Source organism: Actinophytocola algeriensis, assembly GCF_014203735.1.
Classification (GTDB): domain Bacteria; phylum Actinomycetota; class Actinomycetes; order Mycobacteriales; family Pseudonocardiaceae; genus Actinophytocola; species Actinophytocola algeriensis.
Map to the genome: position 1 here is coordinate 139,695 of NZ_JACHJQ010000004.1, position 21,857 is coordinate 161,551.

The 21,857-nt window shown below is 70.2% G+C and carries 22 protein-coding genes; 11 read left to right on the top strand and 11 right to left on the bottom strand.

Translation table 11 applies throughout. The annotated features are described in order from the left end of the window. The first annotated feature begins 1 nt into the window (after position 1). Positions 2–769, top strand: coding sequence for an SHOCT domain-containing protein (locus FHR82_RS18510; RefSeq protein ID WP_221463994.1), 768 nt, complete (start codon positions 2–4; stop codon positions 767–769). Here FHR82_RS18510 and FHR82_RS18515 read toward each other — a convergent pair whose 3' ends face one another. From FHR82_RS18515 to FHR82_RS18530, 4 genes are all read right to left on the bottom strand, one after another. After that, on the bottom strand, positions 770–1,246 hold the full coding sequence (locus FHR82_RS18515) for a (2Fe-2S)-binding protein (RefSeq protein WP_184811719.1): 477 nt from the start codon (positions 1,244–1,246) through the stop codon (positions 770–772). 14 nt (positions 1,247–1,260) lie between these two features. Continuing rightward, complete coding sequence (locus tag FHR82_RS18520) at positions 1,261–3,570, bottom strand: molybdopterin cofactor-binding domain-containing protein (protein ID WP_184811720.1); 2,310 nt, start codon at positions 3,568–3,570, stop codon at positions 1,261–1,263. 164 nt (positions 3,571–3,734) lie between these two features. Next, positions 3,735–4,979, bottom strand: coding sequence for a PucR family transcriptional regulator (locus FHR82_RS18525; protein ID WP_184811721.1), 1,245 nt, complete (start codon positions 4,977–4,979; stop codon positions 3,735–3,737). A gap of 25 nt (positions 4,980–5,004) precedes the next feature. Then, positions 5,005–5,847, bottom strand: coding sequence for an NAD(P)-dependent oxidoreductase (locus FHR82_RS18530; protein WP_184811722.1), 843 nt, complete (start codon positions 5,845–5,847; stop codon positions 5,005–5,007). On the opposite strand from FHR82_RS18530, the gene FHR82_RS18535 reads away from it, so the two are divergent. The 5 genes from FHR82_RS18535 to FHR82_RS18555 all read left to right on the top strand — a co-directional run bounded on the left by FHR82_RS18535 (position 5,846) and on the right by FHR82_RS18555 (position 10,028). Further along, positions 5,846–6,397 (top strand): SigE family RNA polymerase sigma factor, encoded by a 552-nt coding sequence (locus tag FHR82_RS18535; protein WP_184811723.1) that lies wholly within the window; start codon positions 5,846–5,848, stop codon positions 6,395–6,397. The genes FHR82_RS18530 and FHR82_RS18535 overlap by 2 nt on opposite strands. Then, positions 6,387–7,253: a hypothetical protein gene (locus FHR82_RS18540; protein WP_184811724.1), complete on the top strand. Its 867-nt coding sequence runs from the start codon at positions 6,387–6,389 to the stop codon at positions 7,251–7,253. Before FHR82_RS18535 ends, FHR82_RS18540 begins: the two co-directional genes overlap by 11 nt. A gap of 479 nt (positions 7,254–7,732) precedes the next feature. After that, positions 7,733–8,941: an SGNH/GDSL hydrolase family protein gene (locus FHR82_RS18545; protein WP_184811725.1), complete on the top strand. Its 1,209-nt coding sequence runs from the start codon at positions 7,733–7,735 to the stop codon at positions 8,939–8,941. An 81-nt stretch (positions 8,942–9,022) separates the two neighbouring features. Further along, entirely contained in the window at positions 9,023–9,472 is a 450-nt protein-coding gene (locus FHR82_RS18550) for a L,D-transpeptidase (RefSeq protein ID WP_184811726.1), read from the top strand. Positions 9,473–9,488: 16 nt separating this feature from the next. Beyond that, positions 9,489–10,028 carry a GNAT family N-acetyltransferase gene (locus FHR82_RS18555; protein ID WP_184811727.1) on the top strand — a complete coding sequence of 180 codons (540 nt, stop codon included), beginning with the start codon at positions 9,489–9,491 and terminating at the stop codon, positions 10,026–10,028. Here the strand turns inward: FHR82_RS18555 and FHR82_RS18560 are convergent. Next, a complete protein-coding gene (locus FHR82_RS18560; RefSeq protein WP_184811728.1) occupies positions 10,022–10,921 on the bottom strand; it encodes an SMP-30/gluconolactonase/LRE family protein in 900 nt (299 codons plus the stop codon). The genes FHR82_RS18555 and FHR82_RS18560 overlap by 7 nt on opposite strands. Before the next feature lie 35 nt (positions 10,922–10,956). On the opposite strand from FHR82_RS18560, the gene FHR82_RS18565 reads away from it, so the two are divergent. Further along, positions 10,957–11,424: an Lrp/AsnC family transcriptional regulator gene (locus FHR82_RS18565; protein ID WP_311771156.1), complete on the top strand. Its 468-nt coding sequence runs from the start codon at positions 10,957–10,959 to the stop codon at positions 11,422–11,424. Here the strand turns inward: FHR82_RS18565 and FHR82_RS18570 are convergent. Beyond that, entirely contained in the window at positions 11,421–12,020 is a 600-nt protein-coding gene (locus FHR82_RS18570) for an MmpS family transport accessory protein (protein WP_184811730.1), read from the bottom strand. The two genes, FHR82_RS18565 and FHR82_RS18570, sit on opposite strands and share 4 nt — an antisense overlap. Positions 12,021–12,176: 156 nt before the next feature. Between FHR82_RS18570 and FHR82_RS18575 the strand changes: the two genes are divergently transcribed. Next, the gene (locus FHR82_RS18575; protein WP_184811731.1) at positions 12,177–13,340 is read left to right on the top strand and encodes a sensor histidine kinase; all 1,164 of its coding nucleotides are present in this window, start codon (positions 12,177–12,179) and stop codon (positions 13,338–13,340) included. A 30-nt stretch (positions 13,341–13,370) separates the two neighbouring features. Then, a complete protein-coding gene (locus FHR82_RS18580) occupies positions 13,371–14,018 on the top strand; it encodes a response regulator transcription factor (RefSeq protein ID WP_184812439.1) in 648 nt (215 codons plus the stop codon). A gap of 232 nt (positions 14,019–14,250) precedes the next feature. Here FHR82_RS18580 and FHR82_RS18585 read toward each other — a convergent pair whose 3' ends face one another. Then, a complete protein-coding gene (locus tag FHR82_RS18585; protein WP_184811732.1) occupies positions 14,251–16,743 on the bottom strand; it encodes a polynucleotide kinase-phosphatase in 2,493 nt (830 codons plus the stop codon). Further along, positions 16,740–18,098 (bottom strand): 3' terminal RNA ribose 2'-O-methyltransferase Hen1, encoded by a 1,359-nt coding sequence (locus FHR82_RS18590; RefSeq protein WP_184811733.1) that lies wholly within the window; start codon positions 18,096–18,098, stop codon positions 16,740–16,742. Before FHR82_RS18590 ends, FHR82_RS18585 begins: the two co-directional genes overlap by 4 nt. 61 nt (positions 18,099–18,159) lie before the next feature. Between FHR82_RS18590 and FHR82_RS18595 the strand changes: the two genes are divergently transcribed. Then, positions 18,160–18,609, top strand: a complete 450-nt coding sequence (locus tag FHR82_RS18595; RefSeq protein ID WP_184811734.1) for a hemerythrin domain-containing protein — start codon at positions 18,160–18,162, stop codon at positions 18,607–18,609. Here the strand turns inward: FHR82_RS18595 and FHR82_RS18600 are convergent. Continuing rightward, the gene (locus FHR82_RS18600; RefSeq protein ID WP_184811735.1) at positions 18,606–19,058 is read right to left on the bottom strand and encodes a MarR family winged helix-turn-helix transcriptional regulator; all 453 of its coding nucleotides are present in this window, start codon (positions 19,056–19,058) and stop codon (positions 18,606–18,608) included. The two genes, FHR82_RS18595 and FHR82_RS18600, sit on opposite strands and share 4 nt — an antisense overlap. Before the next feature lie 38 nt (positions 19,059–19,096). Here FHR82_RS18600 and FHR82_RS18605 point away from each other — a divergent pair, with 38 nt between their 5' ends. After that, positions 19,097–20,533, top strand: coding sequence for an MFS transporter (locus tag FHR82_RS18605; RefSeq protein ID WP_311771157.1), 1,437 nt, complete (start codon positions 19,097–19,099; stop codon positions 20,531–20,533). Here the strand turns inward: FHR82_RS18605 and FHR82_RS18610 are convergent. Both FHR82_RS18610 and FHR82_RS18615 read right to left on the bottom strand, forming a co-directional pair. Continuing rightward, positions 20,432–21,163 carry a hypothetical protein gene (locus FHR82_RS18610; protein ID WP_184811736.1) on the bottom strand — a complete coding sequence of 244 codons (732 nt, stop codon included), beginning with the start codon at positions 21,161–21,163 and terminating at the stop codon, positions 20,432–20,434. The genes FHR82_RS18605 and FHR82_RS18610 overlap by 102 nt on opposite strands. Before the next feature lie 12 nt (positions 21,164–21,175). Continuing rightward, entirely contained in the window at positions 21,176–21,856 is a 681-nt protein-coding gene (locus tag FHR82_RS18615; RefSeq protein ID WP_184811737.1) for a TetR family transcriptional regulator C-terminal domain-containing protein, read from the bottom strand. Position 21,857: the final 1 nt, after the last annotated feature.

Here is a 21,857-nt window from a genome sequence, read left to right on the forward strand (position 1 = left end):
CATGAAGATCCGCCTCGTCATCGGCGTGCTGGCCGCGGCAGGCGCGTGGTTCGTGCTGCGGCACTGGGCCTACGTGTCCGACGACATCGAGTGGAACTGCTACGGCAACGGCGAATGCGGCACGAACGACGCGCGGGCGATGCTCGTGGTCGCGGGCGTCGCGCTCGCGGTCGTGGCCCTGGTCCTGCTCGCGACGGTGCTGCGGGTCGCCGGGATCGGGCTGGTGCTCGCGGTCGCGGCCCTGGCCATGGTCGCGGGCTGGGAGGCGGCGTTCGCGGATCACCAGGTCGAGGTGCTGTCCGATCAGGTCGGCTTCTGGCGGACCTTCGCCATCGTGGGCGGGCTCATCGCGGTCCTCGGGCTGGTGATCGAGTGGCGCCTGCCCGGACCCACGTGGCGGCTCCTGGGCTGGGAGCGCGTGCCGGCGGAGCTGGACGACTTCCGCGACGGGACGGCGACGCTGGCGTTCACCGACCACGACGGTCGCAAGCACGCGGTCCGCGTGCGGGCGCCCGAGCAGCTGCGTGGGCAGCCGGTCCGCGCGTACTACCTGGTGCGCGACCCGTCCCGGGCCCGGCCCGCGCCGGGGAAGCAGCCGGTGCTGACCACGAACAGCAAGACCGGCACGGTTGGCACAGGCAGCACGGCCAGCGCCGACAGCGGAGACTCGCTGTCCACCGAGCTGACACGCCTCGCCGCCCTGCACGCCGAAGGCCACCTGACGGACGCGGAGTTCGAACAGGCCAAACGCCGCGTCCTGGACAGGTGACTACATCCGCGACTCGCCCTTCTTGATCGCGGTCCGGATCCGCTGGTAGGTGCCGCAGCGGCAGATGTTGCGCAGCCCGTCGAGATCGTCGTCGGTGATCGCGCGGCCCTCCTCGCGGACCTTGCGCACCAGCGCCACCGCCGCCATGATCTGGCCCGGCTGGCAGTAGCCGCACTGCGAGACGTCCTCCTCCAGCCACGCCTCCTGCATCGGGTGCAGCTCGCGGCCCACCGTCGCGGGCAGGCCCTCGATGGTGGTGATCTCGTCCGACTCCTTGATCTGCGACACCGGCACCGCGCACGGGTTGAACGCCTTGCCGTTGATGTGCGAGGTGCACGACTTGCAGACGTTCAGCCCGCAGCCGTACTTCGGGCCCATCACGCCGAGGATGTCGCGCAGCACCCACAGCAGCCGCACGTCGTCGGCGACCTCGACGGTGACCTGGGTGCCGTTCAGCGTGAACGTGTGTTGTGGCACGGGAAGTCTCCTTGTCAGAACGTGTGGTCGAGGCCGTCGGTCGGCGACTGCGGGGTGGAGGGCTGCAGCGGGAACGGCTCGAAGCCCAGCGTTCCGTGGTTGATCGGGAAGCTCGTCGGCATCGTGCCGGTGGCGCGGGCGTACGCGCAGGCCGTCGCCGCGAACGCGGGCGCGACACCCAGCTCACCGGCGCCGCTCGGGGTGTCGCTGGTCGGCGGCAGCACGACCACCTCCACCTCGGGTGGCGTGTTCCACTGCCGGGTGTAGAAGTAGTCGTCCCAACTGCCTTCCAGCGGGATGCCGTCCTTGATGTGCAGGCTCGACGTCAGTGCGAGCGCGATGCCGTCGTTGAGGCAGCCGATCATCTGCGCTTCCAGACCACGCGGGTTGAGCGGCAACCCCGCGTCCACCACGATCGTCGCCTTCGTGACCCTCGGGCCGGTGACGCCGTGCTCGATGGGCCGGTTCACGATCTCCGGCCGGCAGTCGATCTCCAGCAGCATCGCCACCGCGCCGCGGTACTCGGCGTGCAGCGCGATCCCCTGCGCCGTGCCCTTCGGCATCGTCCTGCCCCACTGGCCGACCTCGACGGCCTTGTCCAGCACCGCGCGCAGCCGCTTGTCCTTGAGGAACTCGCGGCGGAACGCGACCGGGTCCTTGCGCATCTTCGCCGCCAGCCGGTCGACCACCAGCTCCATCGCGGTGACCACGTTGGGGGAGTAGATGTTGCGCATGCTGCCGGTGTTGAACTTGAGCGGGATCTCGTTCAGCAGCTGGGTGACGACGCCGAAGTTGTACGGCACCGACTGGCTCAGCAGGAAGACGGTCTGCGCGAACGAGTAGTTGCCCGCGATCGGCAGCTCCGCCGCGGTCGACGTGATCATCTCGCCGAGGCCGTGGCTGAAGTCGGTCTCGGTGCTGGCGTGCCGCTGCTCGTAGGTCAGCACGTTGCCCAGCAGGTAGGTGGCGCGGACCTTCGACACGCTCATCGGGTGCGTGCGGCCCTGCCGGAAGTCGTCGGTGCGGGACCAGGACAGCTTGACCGGCTTGCCCATCTTCTGCGAGATCTCCGCGGCCTCGGCGGCCACGTCGTGGAACAGGTGCCGCCCGAACGAGCCGCCGCCCGGCACCACGTGCACGACCACCTTGTCCTGCGGCAGGCCCAGCTGCCGCGCGATGTCCTGCTGCGCGTCGATCGGCACCTTCAGCGTCGACCAGATCTCCGCGCGGTCGGACCGCACGTCGGCGATCGCGTTGTCCGGCTCGAGCGGCGCGTTGGAGGCGAACGCGAACGTGAACTCGGCGTCGACCGAGATCGACCCCAGCGGCGGCACTGCCATCGGGAGCTGCGCCTTCTTGAGCTTCGCGAGCACCGTCGCGTCCGACTCACCCGCCACGGTGCCCGGCCGCCAGTCCACTTCGAGGGCCCGCAACGCGTCGATGCACTGGCCGAACGTCTCGCCCCGCACGGCGACGCCGTAGGTGACGACCGCGACGTCGGTGATGCCCGGCATGGCCTTCACCTCGGCCATGTTGTGCACGGTCCTGACCGTGCCGTTGATCGTCGGCGGCCTGCGCACCATGCACGGCTTCGCGTCCGGCACCCGCAGGTCCATGCCGAACTGCTTGCGGCCGGTCACGATGTCGCGCGCGTCGATCCGGTTGTGCGGCTTGCCCAGCACCCGGAAGTCGGCCGCCGCCTTGAGGTCCACGGTCACCTGGATGGTCCGGTCGCTCGCGGCGGCGGTCGCCAGCGACCCGTACGTCGCGGTCCTGCCGCTCTTGTGGGACAGCACGCCGTCGCGGGTCGCGACCTCGTTCTCCGGCACGCCCCACCGCGCGGCCGCGGTCCTGACCAGCTGCTGCCGCGCGATCGCGGACGCGGTGCGGACCGGGGTGTAGATGCTGCGCACCGAGTTGGAACCGCCGGTGAGCTGGTTCATCAGCAGCTCGGGCCGCGCGTCGGACAGCGTGACGTTGATCTTCTCGACGGGGAGGTCCAGCTCCTCGGCGATCAACATGGCGACAGTCGTGGTGATGCCCTGGCCGACCTCGCAGCGGTGCAGCGCGAACGAGGCGGTGCCGTCCTCGTTCACCTGCACGGCGATCAGGCCCGACGTCGGCAGCGCGGCCAGGTTCTGCAGGTCACCGAGGTCGAAGAGGTCCTCTGGCTGCGGCGGTGACGGGATCGCGGCCTCGGCGGCGTCCTCACCGAGACCGCCCGCGGCCCAGGTCACGCCGACCGCGAGCGTCGGGGCGGCGATGAGGTAGCCGAGGAAGCGCCGGCGAGTGGGGTTCTCGGGCGAACGACTCTGTTCTGCCATGGGGTCCTCGCAAGGAAAGCGGCACGCTGAGTGGCGGTTCAGCGACTGGGTGCAGCGGAGTGTGTCACGTCACACGCGGCAGGAGAAGGAACGCCGTGCCTACGTTTGGACCTATCCGTTGTGCACCGTGCACAGTGTTGTATTTGGTCGCTGCGCTCCCCGGCTCAGGCGAGTGGTCCCGGCGGCAACAGCCACGACGCCCGCAGCGCCAGCGACAGTTCGAGGTGCGCGGACGTGTTCGCCAGGTCGAGGCCGGTGATGGACTCGATGCGCCGCAGCCGGTTGATCACCGTGTTCCGGTGGCAGTGCACGGCGTTCGCGGTCTGGTTGATCGACCCGCCCGTCCGCAGCCACGAGTTGAGCGTGTCGAGCAGGAGCCGCCGCTCGGCCAGCGGCACCTTCAGCAACGGGCCCAGCCGCCGCTCGATCAGTGCCTCGGCCAGCGCGGGGGAGCTGAGCAGCAGCGCCTCCGGCAACCGGTCGGCCAGCGCGGCCACCTCCACCCGCCCGGGCGGCACCGTGTTGCGGGCCAGCACGGCCTGCTCGTAGGCGGTGCTGACCTGCGCCAGCGTCGGGACCGTCATCGACAGGCCGGCAGGTGACGGCGCGTTCTCCCGCAGCACCCGCAACGCGACGGTGGTGTCGCCGATCGCGAGCAGCCCGACCAGCGTGTTCGACCGCGCCTGCCAGACCGACACGATCCCGGCGTCCGCGAGCTTGCACTCCAGCGCTGCGCCGGTCCGGTCGTCACCCGTGCCGGTGATGTCGCCGCGGTCGAGCACGACCACCGCGTACGGCCCGTCGACCGGCACGCCGATGCTCTGCGCCGCCTGCAGCGCGAACGCCGGGTCCTTCGCACGGCCGTGCAGCAGGCCCTCCCACAGCGTGGCCCGCCGCTGCTCGTCGACGCGCACCAGCTCGCGCTCCGTCGCGTGGTAGGCGATCGCGACCTGCGCGGACGTGTCGTCGACGACCGTCCACACCCACGACGCGAGGTCCAGCAGCTCGTCCGGGTCGGCGAGCTCACCGGCGCGGGCCCGGTGGATCAGCGCCTCCCACACGAGCCGCCCGCCGAGCCGGAACGAGCGCAGCACGTCGTCGAGCGGCATCCGCTGCTGTGCGCGCTGCCGTCCGGTCGCGCGGGCCGCGTCGTAGAGGTCCGGGTCGCGGGGTTCGTCCTCGGCGCTGTCACCGGCCGCGCGTGAGACCAGCTGCAGGACGCGGGTGAGGTTGTCGTGGCAGGAGCGCCAGAGGTCCTCCCTCGGGACCACGTTCACCCTGCGGTAGCCCGGGTTCTGCTCGGCGATCAGCGCGACGAGGGCGTCGGTCAGCTCCGGAACGCGTGACAGCACGTCCGCCACCAGGGACGTCGCGGTCCGGGTACCGACGCGGTGGGGCAGTTCGGTCATCCCGGATAGAGCATCGCACAGCGGCTCAAGCGGGCCGAGCAGCCCGGATCACCGCCGCCATGTCGTCGTCCTGGTCCCCGGCCGCCGCGAACAGCTTCTCCATGGCCGCGACCAGGCCGGTCGCCACACCTGCCTCGGCCGCGGCGGCCCGGATCAGGCCCGCGTCCTTGGTGGCGCCGCTCAGCGCGAACGCGGGGGTGAAGTCGCCGGACAGCATGGCCTTGCCCTTGAGCTGCGCGTACCCGGAGTCGAGCGGCCCGCCCTCGATCAGCCCGAGGAACTGGGCCGGGTCGAGCCCGAGCCCTTCGGCGAGCGCGACGCTCTGCGCGGTCGCGGCCACGATCGACAGCACCCACGCGTTGGCGACCAGCTTCAGCCGGTGCCCGCCGCCCGGTTCGTCACCGACCCACACGACCTTCGCGCTGATGGCGTCCAGCACCGGCGCGATGCGGTCCCGCGCCGCGGCCGGGCCCGCCGCGAGGACGGTGAGCTGCCCGTTCTCGGCGGGCTGGCGGGTGCCGAGGACGGGGGCGTCCACGTAGGCGATCCCGTGCTTCGCGGCGAGGCCGGCCAGCTCCGCGGTGGCCTCGAGCCCGACGGTGCTGGTCTGCACCCACACGGCGTCGGCCCGCATCCCGGGCAGCGCGTCCCGCATGACGGCGGCGACCGACTCGGCGTCGAACAGCATCGTGACCACGACGTCCTTGTCGCGCACGGCGTCCGCCGCGGTCTCGGCGATCGGCAGCTCCAGCGCGCGGGCCTTGTCGGCGGACCGGTTCCACACGGTGACGTCGAGCCCCGCGCGGGCGAGGCTGCGCCCCATTCCCGCGCCCATGATCCCGGTGCCCAGCAGTGCGACAGTGGTCATGCGTGTCAACCTAGTCGCGGCGGCCGTCGTCTACCCGTCCGTGCACCGAGAACCGAACGCCGACTTCGACCGGTTCGTACTGGACCGGTCGACCGCCCTGCTGCGGACCGCCGTGCTGCTGGTGGGGGATCGCGGGCACGCGGAGGACCTGCTGCAGACCGCGTTGCTGCGGCTCGCGGTGCGCTGGCGTTCGGTCCAGTCCCACCCGGAGGCCTACGTCCGCCGCGTCCTGCTCAACCTGGCCCGCGACCGGTGGCGGAGATCGATTAGACGGGTGACCGAGCAGGAGCTCACGGACGCGACCCACGCGGCCGCCGGCCGGGACCCCGCGGACACGGTCGTCGACAGGGACGCCCTGCGCAGCGCTCTCGCGGACCTGCCGAGACGGCAACGCGAGGTGATGGTCCTGCGGTTCTTCGCGGACCTGTCGGTCGCGGAGACCGCGGAGGCGCTGCGGATGTCCGAGGGCACGGTCAAGGCACACACGAGCAGGGCCGTCACCCGCCTGCGTCAGGCACTGAAGATCACGGAGCACGTTCATGGTCGCTGACGAGCAGTTGCTGAACGAGGTACGTGCGGTGCTGCACGACGAGGTGGCGGACGTGACAGCGCCTGCCGCGTTGCTGTCCACGGTCCGCGCCCGGGTCCGCAGGAGGCGCACCCGCCGCTGGCTGGTCGCCGTCCCGGTGGCGGCGGCAGTGGTGGCAGTGCTGGCAGTGGTTGTCCTGACCCCACCGGAGGAGACCCCGCCGACGGCGCAACATTCCCCGACGCCGACGGCGCAACACCCCCCGACGACGACCGTGGAGCACCACCCGGTCAACCTGGCGCACGCGGCGGAACGAACGGCGTCGGCACTGGACGCGGTGCTGGACAACGTGATCTACGAAAGCGCGACGGTGACGAAGGGCGACAAGTACAGCGAGCCGGGCCAGGCCGCGCTGTACGAACGCTGGCTGGCGGCCGACGGCACCACTTTCCGCCTGAGGGTCACCATCGACGGCGATCCGGTGGTGGACCTGAGCCGGGACACGGTGGCGGACGTGTTCGTCGACTACAGCACCGGCACCTACAGGGCCTTCCCCGGCGTGGAACCGAACGCCCCCGAGTACGACGACGTGTGGACCCCGGCGGAGATCCAGGAGTCGCTGAAGAACGGCACCCTGACGGTGGTGGGCCCCGGTGACCCGGTCAACGGCAAGCCGACCATCCTGCTGCACCGGGACACGCGAAAAGCCGAGGTTCCCCTGAACCTGTGGGTCGACGCGGAGACGTACCTCCCGGTTCGCTGGGAGTGGGAACAGGCCAACTCGACCCCGTTCGACGTGACGTACCTGCCCCCGACCCCGGAGAACGTCGCAAACCTGACAGCGGTCATCCCACCCGGCTTCACGGAGGCGAAGTAGCGTCACCGAGGTGGAACGCGAGATCTGAGAGGAACCGGCCTGGCAAGCCCCCTGGGCCGCCTGTGTCACTTGATGGTCTACGGATCCAGGCCACGACCTTGCAGGCCATTCCTTGCGCCACGTCCACCACAAGAACCCACCCGGCACACCCGGTTGGGCACGACGCCGACAAGCCAGCTCGGCACTTTCGATCCGTGCCAAGGCAAGACATCAACAATGAGGCTGTCAACGCTCGAGATCCGAGCCGTGGCCTCCGGCCCCCTCGAACCACGCTACCGGAGCCCACCGACACAAACCCGCCCACGAAACCGGGCTGTGGACAACCGATCCACCTGTGGACAACCACCCGCTGCCGCTCCGGAATTGTCGGTGCGGTGCCGTAGCGTGGATTCCGGGGGCCGGCGGCCACGCCCGGTGACCGAACCCGTCACTCGGACAGCGGTTGTCGCCGCGCTGGCCAGGAAGTCACCGTGATCGTCATGAGGCGGTTACTGGTTCTCGGAGCCACGGTGCTCACGGCAGCGCTCGTCACGTCCAGCGCGGCCACGTCCAGCCCCACCCAGGGGCACGCGCCCGGCGGCTGGGTCGGCACCTGGGCCGCGTCCCCCGGTGCGGGGGTCGCCGGCACGGAGAACGGCTACCCGAACTTCTCCATCCGCAACGTGATCCACACCAGTGCCGGCGGCAACAAGGCGCGGGTGCGGCTCTCCAACACCTTCGGCAGGGCGCCGCTGACGCTCGGCCACGTCACCATCGCCGTCGCCCAGTCCGGTACCTCGCCCGCCGCGAAACCCGGCACCATGCGCACGGTCACCTTCGGCGGCCAGCGCGAGGTCGTCGTGCCCGCGGCCGCCGAGGTCCTCAGCGACCCCGTCGACCTCGTCGTGCCCCGCGACGGTGACCTGCTCGTCACCACCTACACGCCCACCCCGTCCGGCCCCGTCACCTACCACTCGTTCGCCGCGCAGACGTCGTTCTTCACCCGCGACGGCGACTTCGCCGACCAGGAGTCCGGCGCCGCGTTCACCGAGCAGACCGGTGTCTGGCACTACGTCAGCGGCGTGGACGTGCAGTCGACCGCACGCGGCTCCGTCGCGATCCTCGGCGACTCGATCACCGACGGCTCCGGCTCCACCACGAACGCCAACAACCGCTGGCCCGACCTGCTCTCCGACCGCCTGCGCGGCAGGCTCGGAGTGCTCAACGCCGGCATCGGTGGCAACCGGCTGCTGCTCGACAACCCCGGCCACCCCTTCGGCCGCAACGCGCTCGCCCGCCTCGCCGACGACGTGCTCAGCCAGGGTGACGTCCGCACGCTGATCGTGCTCGAGGGCATCAACGACATCCAGCAGGACCCGCACCAGACCGATCCCGCGAAGATCATCTCCGCGTACCGGCAGGTGATCGCGCAGGCGAAAGCCCACGGCATCCGCGTCATCGGTGGCACGCTCGTGCCGTTCAAGGGCTGGCGCGTCTGGGACGAGACACTCGAGGCGACTCGGCAGGCCGTCAACGACTTCATCCGCGACAGCCACGAGTTCGACGCGGTCGTCGACTTCGACAAGGCCCTCCAGGACCCGGCCGACCCGCTGCGCATGCTGCCCGCCTACGACAGTGGCGACCACCTGCACCCGAACGACGCAGGCTACCGCGCGATGGCCGCGGCGGTGGACCTGTCCAAGCTGTAAGTTTGCGTGGCTCTCCGCAGTGGTAACCGACGAGGACAGTACCGAACACGAGTCCTGAGTGGACGGATGGGAGGACTGATCATGGGGAAGCTGCGGAGGAATCTCGCGATGGCTGCGGGCTCGGCAGCGTTGGGGACGGCGGCGGTGCTCGCACTGCCCGCCACCGCACAAGCCGCGCCCGCGGCACCGTGTAGCGCACAGGCAGCCGCGTGCATCGACCTGAGCGCCAACACGTCGTGGTTGATGGACAACGGCGTCGTGACCTACGGCGGCGTGCCGATCACCTCGGGCAAGCCGGGTTATGAGACACCGCCGGGTACGTTCCAGGTGACCTACAAGGACATCGACCACTGGAGCAGGGCGTACGACGCGCCGATGCCGTACTCGGTGTTCTTCACCACGAGCGGTATCGCGTTCCACGAGGGCAGTCTTGGCGACCAGTCGCACGGCTGCATCCACCTCTCGAACGCGGCGGCGCAGACGTACTTCAGCGACCTCCAGCCGGGTGATGTCGTAGAGGTCGTGCCCTGACCTGCATGATCGGGGCATGGAGATCACGACGTGGTACCTCGAGCAGCGCAGCCCGGACGAGCTGCGTCCTGCTCGCCCCGCACCGGTGACGGTCACGCGGGCCGAGGTGGTGAGTCCGGAACTCAACCGGTTCCTCTACACCTCGGTCGGCGGTGACTGGCACTGGATCGACCGTCTCGGGTGGACGTGGCAGCAGTGGCACGACTGGCTGTCCCGGCCCGGGGTGGAGACATGGGTGGCGTACCAGCGAGGAACACCCGCCGGGTATGTCGAACTGGACGCCGCCACGCATGCCGGTGAGGTCGAGATCGCCTACTTCGGACTGCTCCCGGCCTTCGTGGGGCAGGGCATCGGCGGTCACCTGCTGACCACGGGCCTGCGCCGGGCGTGGGAACTGACCAGCGAACGGGTGTGGGTGCACACCTGCTCGCTCGACGGTCCCGCCGCGCTGGCGAACTACCAGGCGCGGGGCCTGACGCTGTACTGGACGGAGACCACTGACGAGTCGGTGCCTTCGGCAGCGCCCGGTCCGTGGCCGGGTGCCCGGCGTCAGTAACGCGCGCCGGTGAAGGTCACCTTCAGGCTGTACAGGGATCCGCCCGCGGTGATGAACAGGTCGTTGCGCCTCGGCCCGCCGAACGCGAGGTTCGACACCGACTCGGGGAGCAGGAGCTTGCCGAGCAGCGTGCCGTCCGGGTGGAAGCAGTGCACGCCGTCCCACGCCGCCGCCCACACGCGGCCCATGTCGTCGAGGCGGATGCCGTCGAAGCGGCCGAAGTCGCACTCCGCGAAGATCTCGCCACCCTTCAACGTGTTGTCCGCGAGCACGTCGAACACCCTGATGTGACTGGGCTCCTGACGGGTGTCCACGATGTACAGACGCTGCTCGTCGGGGGAGAACGCGAGACCGTTGGGGCGGCTGAAGTCCGTGGCCACGGCGGTGACCGTGCCGTCGGGGTCGAGCCGGTACACGTGGCACGCGCCGATCTCGCTCTCCGCGCGGTGACCCTCGTAGTCGTCGTCGATGCCGTACGCCGGGTCGGTGAACCAGATCGTGCCGTCCGCGCGGGCGACCACGTCATTGGGGCTGTTGAGCCGTTTCCCCTCCCAGTGGGTGGCGAGGACCGTGACGCTGCCGTCGTGTTCGGTGCGGGTCACGCGCCGGGCGCCCTGCTCGCAGGTGATCAACCGGCCCTGTCCGTCGATCGTGTTCCCGTTGGCGTGGCCGGTGTTCTCGCGGAACACGCCGACGGTGCCGGACGTCTCGTCCCACCGCAGCAGCCGCTCGTTCGGGATGTCGCTCCACACCAGGTAACGGCCGGCGGGGAAGTACACCGGGCCTTCGGACTTGCGGGCGCCGGTATGCAGCCGCCGGACCACGAAGTCGCCGTCGAGGCGGGCGAACCGCTGGTCCATGAGCGTGAACTCGGACGGAATGGTGTTCAGCATAGTCGCCATCGTACCGAATGAGATATGGTGAACAAGTGGATGAGCTAGATCTGATTCTGTTGGCGGCCCTCCGGGAGGACGCCACCCAGCCGTACGCGGCGCTCGGCAAGCTGGCTGGCCTGTCGGCGGGGGCGGCGCATGAGCGGGTGCGCAAGCTGCGAGAACGCGGGGTCATCCGCCGCACGACCATCGATGTCGACCCGGTCGCGGTCGGCAGGCCGGTGCTGGCGTTCGTGCTCGTCGAGTCGAACGCGTGGATGGGGGAGGAGCCGGTGCACGCGGCCCTGCGGGCGATCCCGGAGCTGGAGGAGGCGCACGTCGTCGCGGGCTCCGCGTCGCTGCTGGTGAAGATCCGCACGGGCACCACGGAACAGCTCCAGGACGTGCTGCGCAGGCTCTTCACGATCGACGGGGTGAGCGGCACGCAGACGATCGTCGTGCTGGAGACGGTTTTCGAGGGGGCCGGCGGACCGCAGGCCCCCTCGGGCGACCAGATCGACTAGATGCTGTCGCAGGTGGCCATCGCGAACGCGCCGGACGCGGTCGCGCTCTTGACCTCCTTGCCGTCGACGGTCAGCTTGCAGGTCACGCTGCCGCCGTCGGCGCCGGTCGTGACGATCAGCTGACCGTCCTTGACGATGCCGGTGGTCGTGACTTCCTTGCGCCACGGCAGTTCCGCCACGGTCTCCTGGTTGGTGGTCATCGAGTCGCCGAAGGTCGTGTACGTCACGTCGGCGCTCGGCGCGTCACCGGTGATCTCGTACACGATCACCACTTCGCGGTTCGCCTCTTCGTTGATGTCGTCGACGGCGTTGTTCCACACGGCCACCCAGAGGATGCAGACCACGAGCCCGACGACGGACACGACGAGACCGGCGATCGCGAGGCCCTTGTTGGTGGCGCGGCCCTTGGTGGCCTTGCTGATGCCGATGGCGGAGAAGATGATCCCGAGGATCACCAGCGGCCACGCCACGACACCGATCAGCGGGATGAACGAGAACAGGAGCCCGATGAGGCCGAGGACGAAACCGGCGGTGCCCAGGCCATTGCTTGGCTTCGCGGGTGCCTGCTGCGGCGGGTTCGGGGCGTACTGGGTCACGAGAAGTCCTTTCGGGAAGGTGTTGCTGCGAATGCAAGCAATGAAGGCCCGGTGACCGCGTCGTTCGTGCGCTGTCAGCCGTTACGACTTTTGTCGTAATCCACCTCATAGGATCGGTCGATGAAGGCGCGTCCGTGTGGTCCGTAGGCTCTGCGCATGGGACGGCGCGTGCTCGGCGTGGTGATCACCGTGATCGCGGTGGCGGTCAGCGTGGTGAGCAGCTTCTACGTGTTCGGCGCCGACGGGTACGACCCCGACACCCGCGCACTGCACCCGACCGTCCTGACGGGCCTGAGCTTCGCCGCGGCGATCGGCGCCGCCGTCATGTTGTGCTGGCGGCACCAGAAACCGGAGCTGGTACTCGGAATCGCGCTCGTGCCGCCGCTGCTCGCCTCGGACTCCATGGCCGCGTTGATCGCGCTGGCCGCCTTCGCCGCCGCGCGGCGCGACCTCCTGCTGTGGCCGGCGGCCGGGCTCACCTACGCGGTGACGGCCCTCGCCGTGTGGCGCGACGCGGGCTGGCACCCGAAGGTCACCACCGCGGGCGTGTTCCTCTCGGCCGAGCCGCCGGGCAAACTCATCGGCGTCCTCGTGACGGCGGCCGTCGTGACAGCGATCCCGCTCACGGTCGGCATCCTCCGCGGCACCCGCGCCGACCTGCGTCAACGCGAACTCAGCGAAGCCGCGCTGCGCGACGAGATGACCCGCCAGGAGGAACGGTCCCGCATCGCCCACGAGATGCACGATGTGCTCGGCCACCGCCTGTCGCTCCTGTCGCTGCAGGCAGGTGCCCTGGAGGTCACCACCCCCGCCAAGGCAGGTGACGCGGCCCGCACCGTGCGCACGACGGCCAAGCAGTCACTGGACGACCTGCGCCAGGTGATCGGCGTACTCCGCGACGGCAGGGACTTCCAGCTGTCGTCCGGCCCCGCGCCCGCGCTGACCGACCTGCCGACCCTGGTCACGGAGACCAGGCAGGCAGGCGCGCCGGTCAACCTGACCGTCCTGCTCGACCAGGCCGGTTCCGCACCCGCCCCACTGGGCATGGCCGTGTACCGGATAGTGCAGGAGTCACTCACCAATGTCCTGCGCCACGCTCCCGGCACCGCCGCGGACGTGACCATCCGCGGCGGCCCCGGCGCCGGCGTGACGCTGGAGGTGGTGAACCCGCTGATCACGGCACCCCCGAACTCCGGAGCGGGCACGGGTCTCACCGGCATCTCGGAACGCGTGACCGCGTTGGGCGGCAACGCATCCGTGGGCCCGACCCCGGAGGGCACGTTCGCCGTGCGCGCCTGGCTCCCGTGGCCTCCGGCGTGACCCTACGATGTCCCGGTGACTCAGCTGCGCGTGCTGCTCGTCGACGACGACCCGCTCGTGCGCACCGGTTTGTCGATGATCCTCGCCAGCGCCGCGGACATCGAGGTGGCCGGTGAGGCGAGCGACGGCGACGAAGCCGTGGCCCGGGTACGGGCAACGTCTCCGGACGTGGTGATCATGGACATCCGCATGCGCCGCATGGACGGCCTGGCCGCGACCAGAGCCGTGACCGCCATGGCCGACCCACCCAAGGTGCTGGTGCTGACCACCTACGACCTCGACGAGTACGTCTTCGACGCCCTCGCCGCCGGCGCGAGCGGCTTCCTCCTCAAGGAAGGCTCGCCCCAGGAGATCATCGCCGCCGTTCGCACAGTCGCCAAGGGCGACGTCATGCTGTCGCCCGGCACCACCCGCAAGCTGGTCGGCCACTTCGTCGCCGCCCGCGCGAACCCCCGCAGACAGCGCGCCCTGACCAAGCTGGGCGCACTGTCCGAACGGGAACGCGAGGTTGTCACGGCCGTCGCCCAGGGCAAGTCCAATGCCGACATCGCAGGCGAACTCTTCCTCAGCGAGGCGACCGTGAAGACCCACATCACGCGGACCTTCGCGAAGCTCGACGTGACCAACCGCGTCCAGCTGACGATCTTCGCCTACGAGTCAGGCATGGTCACGCCCTAGGTGTACCCGGCCAGGACGTTCAGGCAGGCTGTTGGTGCCGTGGCTGGCCGCCCTCGAAACGGCAAGGTCGAACGCCGTAACCGCACCCTGCGAACCGAGTGGGCCTACCGGCAGGTCTTCAGCAGCGAACCTGATGGCCGGATGCACCTAGGTACAGCCACGCCCGGTCACCGGCCGCGCCCGGTGACGCCATGCCCCGGACACGTTGTCGCTCGGTCATGTCGTCGCCCGGTCACAGTCGTGGGTCCACCGGCTCCGACTCCAGCGCCAGCACCGCGAACACCGGCTCATGCACTCGCCACAACGGCTCCTCCTCCACCAACCTCGTCAACGACTCGATTCCCAGCGCGTACTCCCGCAACGCCAGCGACCGCTTGCGGCCCAGGCTCCGCTGCCGCAACCGCCGCAGGTGCTCCGGCTCCGTGTAGTCCGGGCCGTAGATGATCCGTAAGTACTCCCTTCCCCGGCACTTCACACCAGGCTGCACCAGCTTTCCCGCCGCAGACGGGTCGGCGGGCTTCACCACCATGCCCTCGCCGCCCGCACCGGTCAGTGACGTCCACCAGTCGACACCGGCCGTGATCGACGCCTCGTCCGCCAGATCCACGAACAGTCGCCGCGTCGGGCGTAACAGTCCGGGGTCGGCCGCCACCAGATCGTCGAGCACGTCGATGTGCCACGCCCTCGGCTTCGTCGCGTGCACGTGCCCCTCCGCGGCCAGCACGGTGAACGGCGCCAGCGACACCCCGTCTAGCCCGTCGACCGGCCAGCAGTACCGGCCGTAGGCCTCGACATAATTACGCGCGTTCGACAGCCGTGCCTGCTGCCGGGCCAGCAGCCCCGCCACGTCCGCACCCCGCGCCGCCGCCTGCTCCAGCGCCGTCACCACCGCGGGTAACGCCGCCGTCGCCGCCGCGCCGACGGGTGCGTACTGCCGCCGCAGCAACTGGCCGGCCTTCGCCGACCACGGCAGCAGCTCCGCGTCGAGGATCACCCAGTCGCTGTCCAACGTGGTCCACAGGTCGGCCGCGGTCGCGGCCCCGCGTAACCCGTCCAGGAACGCCGTCGGATCCGGGAAGAACGACCGGCCCGTCCGCGTGTAGACCGCACCGGCCGCACCGTCGGGCGCCCCGAACCGCCGCTCACCCACCGAGGCGTCCCGGCACAGCACCACGACCGCCCGCGAACCCATGTGCTTCTCCTCGCACACGACCTCCGGCACTCCGTCGGCCCGGTACGCGTCGAACGCCTCGAGCGGGTGCTCCAGCACGCCGTCCACAGTGGACGTCGCGCATGGTGCCATCGTCGGCGGCAGGTACGGCAGCCACTGCGGCGCGATCGCGAACCGGCTCATCACCTCGAGCGCGCCCGCCGCGTTCTCCTCGCGCACCTTGAGCCTGCCCATCAGCCGCGCGTCGACGTGCCGGGTGCCGAGCACGTCGTCGATCCGCAGCAGGTCCGGCGCACGCGTCGGCGCGTTGAGCGGCTTGGCGGGCTCGTAGTGCACCCGCTCGGCGGACACCGACACCAGCTCCTTCGACGGCCACCGCAACGCGGTCAGCGCACCGCCGAACACACAGCCGGTGTCGAGGCAGATGGTGTTGTTGACCCACTCCGCCTTGGGTACCGGCGTGTGCCCGTACACGACCGTCGCCGCACCCCGGTAGTCGTTCGCCCACGGGTACCGCACCGGCAGCCCGTACTCGTCGGTCTCGCCCGTCGTCTCGCCGTACAGGCAGAACGACCGCACCCGCCCGGAGGACCGGCCCTGGTACTCCTCCTTGAGCCCGGCGTGCGCGACCACCAGCCGGCCGTCGTCCAGCCGGTAGTGGCTGACGAGCCCGTACATGAACTCGCGTGCGCGCTTGCGGAACTCCTCCGGCTCAGCGGAGAGCTGCGCGAGCGACTCCGCGAGCCCGTGGGAGACACGGACATCCCGCCCGTCCAGGGCGCGCACGAGCTTGCTCTCGTGGTTGCCGGACACGCACAGCGCGGTGCCGGCCGCCACCATGCCCATGACGAGCCGCAGCACTCCCGGCGTGTCCGGGCCGCGGTCGACGAGGTCGCCCACGAACACGGCGGTGCGGCCCTCCGGGTGGAACGCACCGTCCGCGCTGACCACGTATCCCAGGCGGGTCAACAACGTCACGAGCTCGGCGTGGCAGCCGTGCACGTCACCGATGATGTCGAACGGCCCGGTCAGCTCCCGCTTGTCGTTGTACGCCTTCTCGTACTCGATCGACACGCTGTCGTCCGGGGACAGCACGTGGACCTTGCGGAACCCCTCCTTCGCGAGATGCCGCACCGACCGGCGCAGCGCGTCGTGCTGGCGGCGGATCACGTGGTCCGCCAGGTCGCGGTGACCCTTGTTGCGCTCCCGCAGCACCGCCAGCGGCATGTCGAACACGATCGCGACCGGCAGCACGTCGTGCTCACGGGCGAGAGCGACGAGCTTCGCGCGGTCGTCGCGCTGCACGTGGGTCGCGTCGACGACCGTGAGCCTGCCTGCCCGCAATCGCTTGCCCGCCACGTAATGCAGTGCGTCGAACGCGTCGTGCGTCGCCGACTGGTCGTTCTCGTCGTCGGCGACCAGCGCGCGGAACGCGTCGGACGACAGCACCTGCGTCCCCGCGAAGTGCTCCCGCGCGAAGGTCGACTTGCCGGAGCCGGTGACACCGACGAGCGCCACGAGGCTCAGGTCGGGCACGGCGATGGTGCGTGTCATGCCGACCTCCTCGTGAACACCGCGAGCTGCGTCGGTGCGCCGACCTCCGGGTCGACCGCGCCGACCGGTACGTGCCGGACCTCGTAGCCGTGCGCGGCGCACACGTCGTCCGCCCACCCGGCCATCTCGGCACGTGTCCATTCGAAACGGTGGTCCGGATGCCGGAAGTTCCCTGCGGGCAACGTCTCCCACCGCACGTTGTACTCGGCGTTGGGAGTCGTCACGAGCACGTGCCGGGGCTTGGCGGCCCCGAACACGGTCGCCGCCAGCGCGGGCAGCCGTGGCGGGTCGACGTGCTCGACCACCTCGGACAGCACCATCGCGTCGAACCCCGCGACACGCGGATCGGCGTAGGTGACCGAACCCTGGTGCAATGTGACGCGCTCGCGCTGCCGCTCCGCGAACCGGTCGACCCGGCGGGCCGCCGTGCGCAGCGCCCGCGCGGCGACCTCGACGCCGAGGATCTCGGTGAACGTCGGCTCCGTCACCAGCTCACGAAGCAGCCTGCCCTCGCCGCAGCCCATGTCGACGATGCGCCGCACGCCAAGGGAACGCAGCTCACCCACGATGGCCTCGCGCCGCAGCTGCGCCAGCGACGGCTCCCGCTCCGGCTGCTCCGGCTCGTCGGCGTCCTCGGCAGGCCGGTCGTCCAGCTCGGTCAGCCGCTCGAGCGCCTCGACGGTGAACCGACGCTTGTGTGCGAGGTAGCGGGCCGTGATCAGCTCGCGGTCGGGATGTGTCGCGAGCCAGTTCTTGCCCACCCGCAGCAACTTGTCGACCTCGTCCGCCGCGACCCAGTAGTGCTTGGCGTCGTCGAGCACCGGCAACAGCACGTACAGCTGTGTCAGCGCATCGGCGAGACGTAGCGTGCCCGTCAGCCGCAGGTCCGCGTACGGGCTGTCGCCCCAGTCGGGGAACGCGGGGTCGAGCGGCACACGGGTGGCGGCCACGGTCCAGCCGAGCGGTGTGAACAGCCGCTCCGCGAGCGCGCCTGGGCAAGCCGGAAGGCGGATCTCCAACGGGATCGCGGTTTCGGCGAGCTCGGGACGCGCGTCGCAGCGGCCGCGCATCGCGGTGCCGAACACCTTGCCCATGGCGACCGCCAGTAAGGACGACGCCGCGTACGGCCGGTCGTTGACGTACTGGCCGAGGGTGTCGCCGCCCTTGCGGACGAGGCCGATCGGGTCGATCTCCAGTAACAGCGATGCGGTGGTGCGCTCCGGCGTCACTTCCGGGTAGAAGACGTGGGCGGTGCCGGTGGACACGTCGAACCGCTGTGTGCGGTCCGGGTGCTTGTGCAGCAGGTACCCGAGGTCCGTCGCCGGGGTGTGTGTGGTCGTGACGCTGAGGAACATGGCGCCGAGTAAACACGAGCGGTCCGACAGCGTCCGCCGGTTTTGTGATCTGATGATGCCGATGAACGACCGCCTGACAGCCTTCGGTAACCAGCTGATCGAATCGCACATACGTTTGAGGGAACTGCTGGCTCGACTCCGTGACGGGACGTACACGGGAGTCGACCTGGCGACTCATTGCCTGACGTTCTGCGCGGTCCTCACGGCCCACCACTCGGCGGAGGACGACGAGGGGTTTCCGGTGCTGGCACAGCATTTCCCGGAACTGCGGGCGGTGCTGACCGAGCTGAAACATGATCATCGCCAGGTCGCCGAGGTGCTCGATCGGCTGAAAGACGTGCCCACGATGGATGTCGTCACGGCAGAACGCGAACTGGACACACTGGCCGCGCTACTGGAAACCCACCTCGTCTACGAGGAGAAGAAGCTGGTGGCGGCCCTCAACCAGTTGGCCCCCACACACGAGGAAGCGCGAGCGCTCGCCAACGCGGTCACGCTGTCGCAGCCTTAGTCCTCACGGGGCCACGGGGTGCCCTGCAGCTTTTCGATGCGTTCGTTCAGCGCGCGCAGCAGGCGGTACAGGTCGGCGCATTCCGTGTCCGGCCAGCCGTCGATCACCTTGCCCAGCCCGGAGCGGTAGCGCTTGCGGTCGGCGGCCAGCCGGGCGGCGCCGGTCGGGGTGATGCGGAGGCGACGTGCCGCACCGCCGCCGGGGTCGGGGATGCGGTCCACGAGCCGCTCGCGGAGCATCGCGCCCACCTGACGGGTCACGGTGGAGATCTCGAGTTGCAGCGCGGTCGCCAGTTCGCGGGCGGTCATCGGACCGGTGACGTCGATGCGGCTCAGCATCAGGTAGGCGGACCGCTCGAGCACGCCTTTGGCGGTGGTGGCGAGCTGGTGTCTGCTGACCAGCGTCAGCTCGCGTTCGATCGCGTCGAGCAGGTGTTCTCTACCACGCATCAGCTGGTCCTCGATGGTCGGATGTGTACCGTACACATGTGCGTCCTGGGATCGTCGTCTCCGTGCTGGCGAGCTGCGGTCTCGTCGCGTCGTTCATGCAGACCCTCGTCATCCCGCTCATCCCGAGCCTGCCCGCGATCCTCGGCACCGACGCGGCGGACGCGTCCTGGGTCATCACCGTCACGCTGCTCGCGGCCGCGGTGATCACGCCGGTCAGCGGGCGCCTCGGCGACCTCTACGGGAAGCGCCGCGTGCTGCTCGTGAGCGTCGCGGTCCTCGTCACCGGGTCCGTCGTCTCCGCACTCGCGAGCTCGCTCGTGCCGATGGTCGTCGGCCGAGGGCTCCAGGGGTGCGCCATGGGTGTCATCCCGCTGGGCATCAGCATCATGCGCGACATTCTCCCCGCTGACCGCGTCGGGACGGCCATCGCGATGATGAGCGCGACGCTCGGTGTCGGCGGTGCGATCGGCCTGCCGCTGTCCGCGGTCATCGCGGAGTCCTCGTCGTGGCGCGTGCTGTTCTGGCTCTCGGCCGGACTCGGCGCCGTGTGCCTGGTCCTGCTGTGGACCGTCGTGCCGGACTCGCCGGTGCGCGCGCCCGGCCGGTTCGACGTGTTCGGCATGCTGGGCCTGGCGGCCGGGCTCGTCTGCCTGCTGCTCGCGATCACCAAGGGCGCCACGTGGGGCTGGGCGTCGCCGACCACGCTGAGCCTGTTCGCCGCGGCGGTCGTCGTGCTCGTCCTGTGGGGCGTCTACCAGCTGCGCATCCGCTATCCGCTGGTCGACCTGCGCGTCTCTGCGCGGCGGCCGGTCCTGTTCACGAACCTCGCGTCGGTGCTGGTCGGGTTCTCGCTGTACAGCATGTCGCTGGTGCTGCCGCAGCTCCTGCAGGCGCCCGCGCTCACCGGTTACGGCCTCGGCCAGTCGATGCTCGCCACGGGCCTGTGGATGGCGCCGGGTGGGCTGATGATGATGGCCCTGTCGCCGGTGTCGGCACGCATCACCCGCAAGCGCGGCCCGCGCACGTCGCTCCTGATCGGCGCGTCGATCATCTCCGTCGGGTACGTGGTCTCGACCGTGTTGCTGCACAACGCTTTCGAGGTCATGGTCGCCGGCATCATCGTGAGTGCGGGCGTCGGCATCGCCTACGCCGCGATGCCCGGGCTGATCATGGGCTCGGTACCGCTGCACGAGACCGCGTCGGCGAACGGGCTGAACTCGCTGGCCCGCTCGGTCGGCACGTCCGTGTCGAGCGCGGTCATCGCGACCCTGCTGGCACAGATGACGGTCACCGTCGGCCCGCTGACCGTGCCGTCGCTGACCGGGTTCCGCGTCGCGTTCGTGATCGCGGCGGGGGCGGCGGCGCTCGCGGTGCTAGTCACCCTGCTGGTCCCGCGTGTCCGCGACCGCCTTGGCGACCGCGTCGACGACGACGTCGCGGTGGATCCGGAGGAGCGGCGCGAGCTCCAGGTGTAGGAACGGCCTGCGTTCGGCCGCCGCGGCGATGCCCTGAACGTTCGTGCGACCCGCGAGCCGCTCGTGATGACCGACCCGGAAACCGTGTTGGCGCAGCGCCTTCTCGACCCGGCGGTGTAGTTCCCCCTGCTCACCCGCACCGGGCGACACGACCGCGTCGGTGTCCGGCGCGGTGTCCGCGGCGAAGCCGTGGAGCTGGATCTCGGGTAGCGCAAGCGTTTGCGCGTACGCGTGGAACAGGGAGTCGGTCCGGTGTGCCACGTCGGCGGCGCTGTCGCCCGCCCTGCGATGTGCACCGGCGACCAGCAGTGCTGCCGACGGGATGGTGTGGAACAGCTCAAGGCCGAGGCGGGCCGTGAAGCGGTCGGAGCCGGGGTGCGGTACCTCGATCACCACATCGGACACCGGGCGCAGGATGACGGTGCCCCAGCCGTGTTCGGTGGCCTCGAGCATGGTGAACGGGCCGCCGGCGTCGTCGACTCCGGAGGTTGCCCTCGGGTCGTTCGACTCGCCTGCCAGCACGGCACGCAGGGCGGCGATCGCTTCGGTCCGTTCCCCGGGAGTCGGCGGGCGGTAGGGCGTGTCCGCGACCATGGTCCGCACGTGGTCGACGAGCCATCGCTGCAGCATGCCACCAGTACGTCAAATCTTGGCGATGCTGTCCAGGTGAGCATTCAGGACGGTGCGCATGAGATCGGGTGTCATCCGGTCGGGCTGGATGACGCCGTTCGTCATCAGGCCGTCGATCAGGGCCGTCAGGCGTTCGGTCTCGACCGCGATGTCCACGTGCTCGGCCAGGCCGCCCAGTTCCCGGGACCTCGTGAGCACCTTGCCGACGAGTGTGCGTGTGCCGTCGTACATCTCGCGGACGTGCGGGCGCAGCGTCGGTGACGTGCGGGCCTGCGTCGCGAAGGCCAGCCAGACCGCGCTTTCCGGGTACCTGGTCTCGTCGAGAGTGAGGAGTTCGCCGAGTAGTTCGGTGGTGAGCGCGCGGCGCTTCTCGCGGTCCGTCTCGGCGATGGCCAGTTCGGCATGGGCGAGGATCCGCGCGCCGATGCGGTCGACCAGCGCGCGCAGGGCGAACCGTTGAACCTGCGAGACCTGTTCGGTGCGCCCGTCGTGCTGCTTGCCGTCGGCGGCTACGGCCTGAGCAGGGTCCCGGGCGTCACCGGGGTCGACATCGCCTGGCTGGCTGGCACGTCGTCCGCCGGATTGGCGCTGCGCTGGCCACGGGAGTGCCGTTCTCGGTGTAAAGCCGGGACGACCAGCGTGGACTGCGGATCGGGCGGGCTTCCGGCGGCTCGATCGGCAGCCGGCGCTCAAG

Excerpts from the sequence above, each read along its gene's own strand:
- FHR82_RS18610 (WP_184811736.1), bottom strand. The coding sequence starts at position 21,163 with ATGCTGCAGCGATGGCTCGTCGACCACGTGCGGACCATGGTCGCGGAC.
- FHR82_RS18535 (WP_184811723.1), top strand. The coding sequence starts at position 5,846 with ATGCGTGTCAACCTAGTCGCGGCGGCCGTCGTCTACCCGTCCGTGCAC.
- FHR82_RS18600 (WP_184811735.1), bottom strand. The coding sequence starts at position 19,058 with ATGCGTGGTAGAGAACACCTGCTCGACGCGATCGAACGCGAGCTGACG.
- FHR82_RS18560 (WP_184811728.1), bottom strand. The coding sequence starts at position 10,921 with ATGCTGAACACCATTCCGTCCGAGTTCACGCTCATGGACCAGCGGTTC.
- FHR82_RS18525 (WP_184811721.1), bottom strand. The coding sequence starts at position 4,979 with ATGACCGAACTGCCCCACCGCGTCGGTACCCGGACCGCGACGTCCCTG.
- FHR82_RS18575 (WP_184811731.1), top strand. The coding sequence starts at position 12,177 with ATGGGACGGCGCGTGCTCGGCGTGGTGATCACCGTGATCGCGGTGGCG.
- FHR82_RS18585 (WP_184811732.1), bottom strand. The coding sequence starts at position 16,743 with ATGACACGCACCATCGCCGTGCCCGACCTGAGCCTCGTGGCGCTCGTC.
- FHR82_RS18545 (WP_184811725.1), top strand. The coding sequence starts at position 7,733 with ATGAGGCGGTTACTGGTTCTCGGAGCCACGGTGCTCACGGCAGCGCTC.
- FHR82_RS18520 (WP_184811720.1), bottom strand. The coding sequence starts at position 3,570 with ATGGCAGAACAGAGTCGTTCGCCCGAGAACCCCACTCGCCGGCGCTTC.
- FHR82_RS18530 (WP_184811722.1), bottom strand. The coding sequence starts at position 5,847 with ATGACCACTGTCGCACTGCTGGGCACCGGGATCATGGGCGCGGGAATG.
- FHR82_RS18590 (WP_184811733.1), bottom strand. The coding sequence starts at position 18,098 with ATGTTCCTCAGCGTCACGACCACACACACCCCGGCGACGGACCTCGGG.
- FHR82_RS18595 (WP_184811734.1), top strand. The coding sequence starts at position 18,160 with ATGAACGACCGCCTGACAGCCTTCGGTAACCAGCTGATCGAATCGCAC.
- FHR82_RS18550 (WP_184811726.1), top strand. The coding sequence starts at position 9,023 with ATGGGGAAGCTGCGGAGGAATCTCGCGATGGCTGCGGGCTCGGCAGCG.
- FHR82_RS18510 (WP_221463994.1), top strand. The coding sequence starts at position 2 with ATGAAGATCCGCCTCGTCATCGGCGTGCTGGCCGCGGCAGGCGCGTGG.
- FHR82_RS18555 (WP_184811727.1), top strand. The coding sequence starts at position 9,489 with ATGGAGATCACGACGTGGTACCTCGAGCAGCGCAGCCCGGACGAGCTG.
- FHR82_RS18540 (WP_184811724.1), top strand. The coding sequence starts at position 6,387 with ATGGTCGCTGACGAGCAGTTGCTGAACGAGGTACGTGCGGTGCTGCAC.